Source organism: Bergeriella denitrificans NBRC 102155 (genome assembly GCF_001592185.1).
Lineage (GTDB): Bacteria > Pseudomonadota > Gammaproteobacteria > Burkholderiales > Neisseriaceae > Neisseria > Neisseria denitrificans.
In genome coordinates this window covers 1-4,450 of record NZ_BCWL01000179.1, presented here as the reverse complement: position 1 = coordinate 4,450, position 4,450 = coordinate 1, and the positions used below count along the sequence as shown (strand labels likewise).

The window sequence follows — 4,450 nt, the reverse complement described above, 5'->3', positions numbered from 1 at the left end:
GACCTACGGCTGCTGTTCGGTAGCCGCGGGGCGGTGTCGGTAATCGGGCAGCTTAGGGGCTCGGGGCGTGTCATTGCGGGAAAAAGCCGTCTGAAAACCATGCGGTATGTTCAGACGGCTTTTGGCGGTTTAATCGGTTTCATCAAAGCACCGGCATGGATGTGGCCGCCCGGCCGGTGCTGGGGCTTACTCCACTCGTTCGCCGTGGATATGGATGTCCAAACCTTCGCGTTCGGTGTCTTTATCCACGCGCAGGCCGCCGCAGATTTTCGATACGCCTTTCAAAATTACAAAGCTCATCAGGCCGCTGTATGCCGTGGTAATCAACACGTCTTTCAGCTGAATCCATACTTGCGTGCCGACCGAAGCATCGCCGCCGAACACCTGATTGTTGAAAAACACGCCTGTGAGCACCGCGCCGACCATGCCGCCGAAGCCGTGGATGCCGAACGCGTCCAGAGAGTCGTCGTAGGCCAGCTTGTGTTTGATGACGGCCACGGCAAGGTAAGAAGCCGCAGCGGTGATGATGCCGATGGCGACTGCGCCGCCGGTGGCGACGAAGCCTGCCGCAGGCGTAATGCCGACCAAGCCTGCCACCGCGCCGGAAGCCAAGCCCAGGGCAGAGGGTTTGTGTCCGGCCAGTTTTTCGCAAACCAGCCAGGTGACGGCGCCGAACGCGGCCGAAATCTGCGTCACCGCCATCGCCATGCCCGCCGATGCATCGGCAGCAACCGCCGAGCCGGCGTTAAAGCCGAACCAGCCGAACCACAGCATGGCTGCACCGATTAAGGTCAGCGCCATATTGTGCGGCGGCATGGCTTCTCTGCCGTAGCCCACGCGTTTGCCCAAGACCAGCGCCGCCACCAAGCCCGCCACACCTGCGTTGATGTGGACAACCGTGCCGCCCGCATAATCCAATACGCCGCCCTCGCTCATAAAGCCGCCGCCCCATACCCAGTGCGCGGTAGGGACATAAACCAGCAGAAACCAAATGCCGGAAAACAGCATCATCGCTGAATACTTCATGCGCTCGGCAAACGCGCCGGTGATGATGGCGGTGGAGATAATTGCAAACGTCATTTGGAAAAACATAAATACGGTTTCGGGCACGCTGCCGGCGTTGGGCGATACCGTCGTCATCTGTTTGGCCGCATCCACGCCCATGCCGCTGAGAAAGACCCTGTCCAGCCCGCCGATAAAGGCGTTGCCGGGCGTAAAGGCCAGCGAGTAGCCCACTGCCACCCACAATACGCTCACCAGCGCGGCGATGGAGAAGCTGTGCATCATGGTGGAGAGCAGGTTTTTCTTACGCACCATGCCGCCGTAAAACAGAGCCAGGCCGGGCAGGGTCATAAATAACACCAGAGCCGCCGCCGTCATCACCCAGGCGGTGTCGCCGGAATTGATGGCGGAATAGGGCTGCCACCAATCGGTAGCGGCTGCCGCATAAGGCGCGGCCAGCAAAACGGGAAAGGTTAGGGCTGCTTTGTTCATATTGTTTCCTTTGATGTTTCGTTCAAGCGGCCAAGCCGCCCTCAGGCAGAGTGATACGGCATGGCTTGAACCGTTTGGACTGCGCCCGATACGGCGCGCGATTTTCAGACGGCATCGTTGCCGGTTTCGCCGGTGCGGATGCGGATAACCTGCTCGAGCGGCTCGACGAAGATTTTGCCGTCGCCGACTTTACCGCTGCGGGCGGCGGAGACAATGGTTTCGATAACGTGTTCCACCCGCTCGTCGGCCACGGCGATTTCGACTTTGACTTTCGGAATAAAATCCACCGCATATTCCGCGCCCCGATAGGCTTCGGTATGGCCTTTCTGACGGCCGAAGCCTTTGACCTCGCTGACGGTCATGCCGTGGATATCCGCTTCGGCCAAGGCTTCGCGAACATCGTCCAGCTTGAAAGGCTTAATCATGGCGGTTACTTTTTTCATGGCATCCCTTTCTGGATTGTTGACAATTTAACGTGTTTTCACGATACGCCTGAAAACGGATTTTGGCAATAATTGTTGACAATTTTACATTTGAAATTTTGGGGCGCTGAATTCATCTATTTGTTTTTCAAAAATATAAAATTTTAAAGCTGGATAAAATGTAGTCGGATGTTGTAGATTTTTTAAAAACTTTTAAAGCAGGAAGGGAAGACTGAAGATGGTTGGCAGCCGAAGCGGGCAAACAAAAGCCGTCTGAAAATCCAATGCGGTATTTTCAGACGGCTTCTTATTGTGGGAGAAATTCAGTTTTCAGACGGCCATGCCGTTTTCCGGGTGCGGGTCAGACTTCTTCCGGCGCGGTTTGGCGGTGCAGGCGGTACCAGCCGAACAGCCGCAGCAGGCAGAGCAGGGCAATCAGCGGCAGACATAAAGCTGTAATAAAATAACGGATGTTGCCGACATTGAAGACCTGCTGCCCCGAAGCCAGCGCGGCGACGGCCCACAGCCACTCCCACAGCGAGGGAATGCTGAACGCCAATACCGCCAGCAGCCCCAGCGTGCGGAAAATGCCGATGGGCAGGATGCGGCCCTGCAGCACGCTGCTGTTGAGCTTGAGTAAAACCAGCAGGCCGAAGCCGATGATGAGTATCATGCCGCCGTTGGCAGCCAGCTGCAGGCCGCTGAAAGCGATGTCGGGCGTAACCAGCGTATCGGAGGGGCGGGCGGCGGCGCTCTGGCTTTGCATCAGATTGAGGGCGAAGCCGTAAACCATATCGCACAAAACCAGCCAGACCGGCAGGGAAGTAAGCAGGCGTTTCATGTTGTTCAAAAGATAAATCGGAGATACCCGGGCATTGTAGCCGATTTTATGTGTAATATTACAAGAATGTGAACGGGTTTTAAGAGATAAAATTCTGTAATTTTCCGCCATTTATAGCGGATTTCGCGTTACAATGGCTTATCCATCAACCCCATGCCGTACCCCGGACAGAAAGAGAAAGGAAAGAGCCATGAGCGCAGCCAAACGCGATACCGCCCGCATCAGCCACAATACGAAAATCGTCGCCACCCTGGGCCCGGGCAGCAACGATGTGCAGTTATTGGAAGACATGATCCGCGTCGGCGGCCTGAATGTCGTCCGTTTCAATTTCAGCCACGGTACGGCCGAGTTTCACGCGGAAAACGCGCGCCTCGTGCGCGAAGCCGCCAAGCGTTGCGGCCAGGAAGTCGCAATTTTGGCCGACCTGCAGGGCCCGAAAATCCGCGTCGGCAAAATTGCCGGCGGCAGCATCCAGCTGAACCAGGGCGAAACGCTGGTGTTGGATGCCTCATTGGAAGGCGAAGGTACGCGCGAAGCCGTGGGCCTGGATTACCGCGATTTGCCCAACGACGTGCGCGCCGGCGACGTATTGTGGCTGGACGACGGCCTGCTGACGCTGACGGTGGAGGCCGTAGAAGGCAGCCGCATCGTCACCCGTGTGGAAAACAGCCATGTTTTGAAGAGCAACAAAGGCATCAATAAGCGCGGCGGCGGCCTGTCGGCCGGTGCGCTGACCGAAAAAGATTTCCGCGATTTGAAAACGGCGGTGGCCATCGGCTGCGATTATCTGGCCGTCAGCTTCGTGAAATCCGCCGAAGATTTGCACATCGCGCGTGCCAAAGTAGAAGAAGAAATGCGGGGCAGCGATGCCGTGCGCCCCGGCTTGGTGTCCAAAATCGAGCGCGTGGAAGCGATTGAAAATCTTGACGAAATCATTTTGGCTTCAGACGGCATTATGGTCGCACGCGGCGATTTGGCCGTGGAAGTCGGCCATGCCGCCGTACCCGCGCTGCAAAAACGCATGATCCGCCGCGCCCGCGAGCTGCGCCGTTTCAGCATCACCGCCACGCAGATGATGGAAAGCATGATTACCAACCCCGTGCCGACCCGCGCCGAAGTGAGCGATGTCGCCAACGCCGTGCTGGACGGTACCGACGCGGTGATGTGTTCCGCCGAAACCGCCGTGGGCGCTTATCCGTTTGAAACCGTAACGCAGATGGCGATTATCTGCGCCGCCGCAGAAAAAGAGCAGGATTCCTTAATCGGCGTGGCCGAGCAGACCGATGAGCAGGTCAGCACCAATGTAGCGGTGGCCGCCGGTGCCGTAAGCGTCGCGCGCGCGGTGCGTGCCAAAGCCATTGTCGCCCTGACCGAAAGCGGCTCCACCGCCTTCGAAATCAGCCGCCACAATATCCAGCTGCCGATTTTCGCCCTCACCCCGAGCGTATCCGCCCAACGCCGCATGGCCATGTACCGCGGCGTGCGCCCGATGATTTTGGCCACCAGCACCAATCACGATAAGGCGTTGAACGAAGTGGAAGCGACTTTGGTCGAACACCACATCCTGTCGCAAGGCGATCTGTACCTGATTACCAGCGGCTCGAAAATGCGTGAAACCGGCTCCACCAACACGCTGGAAGTATTGAGCGTGAAATAAGCCGCCGCTGTGAAATATAGTCGGAGAAATGAATTT

The 4,450-nt window shown here is 57.4% G+C and carries 4 protein-coding genes; 1 reads left to right on the top strand and 3 read right to left on the bottom strand.

Features of this window, described 5'->3' with window-relative positions; translation table 11 throughout:
- Positions 1-186: 186 nt before the first annotated feature.
- The 3 genes from BDE01S_RS08665 to BDE01S_RS08655 form a co-directional block, all read right to left on the bottom strand.
- On the bottom strand, positions 187-1,494 hold the full coding sequence (locus tag BDE01S_RS08665; protein ID WP_066080268.1) for an ammonium transporter: 1,308 nt from the start codon (positions 1,492-1,494) through the stop codon (positions 187-189).
- 104 nt (positions 1,495-1,598) lie between these two features.
- Positions 1,599-1,937 (bottom strand): P-II family nitrogen regulator, encoded by a 339-nt coding sequence (locus BDE01S_RS08660; RefSeq protein ID WP_066080265.1) that lies wholly within the window; start codon positions 1,935-1,937, stop codon positions 1,599-1,601.
- A gap of 340 nt (positions 1,938-2,277) precedes the next feature.
- The gene (locus BDE01S_RS08655; protein ID WP_066080271.1) at positions 2,278-2,757 is read right to left on the bottom strand and encodes a hypothetical protein; all 480 of its coding nucleotides are present in this window, start codon (positions 2,755-2,757) and stop codon (positions 2,278-2,280) included.
- 190 nt (positions 2,758-2,947) lie between these two features.
- Here BDE01S_RS08655 and pyk point away from each other — a divergent pair, with 190 nt between their 5' ends.
- Positions 2,948-4,414, top strand: a complete 1,467-nt coding sequence (gene pyk, locus BDE01S_RS08650) for a pyruvate kinase (RefSeq protein WP_066080262.1) — start codon at positions 2,948-2,950, stop codon at positions 4,412-4,414.
- Positions 4,415-4,450: the final 36 nt, after the last annotated feature.

What these genes read in the sequence shown, in the direction of transcription:
- pyk (WP_066080262.1), top strand. Translation starts at nt 2,948, where the DNA reads ATGAGCGCAGCCAAACGCGATACCGCCCGCATCAGCCACAATACGAAA.
- BDE01S_RS08665 (WP_066080268.1), bottom strand. Translation starts at nt 1,494, where the DNA reads ATGAACAAAGCAGCCCTAACCTTTCCCGTTTTGCTGGCCGCGCCTTAT.
- BDE01S_RS08660 (WP_066080265.1), bottom strand. Translation starts at nt 1,937, where the DNA reads ATGAAAAAAGTAACCGCCATGATTAAGCCTTTCAAGCTGGACGATGTT.
- BDE01S_RS08655 (WP_066080271.1), bottom strand. Translation starts at nt 2,757, where the DNA reads ATGAAACGCCTGCTTACTTCCCTGCCGGTCTGGCTGGTTTTGTGCGAT.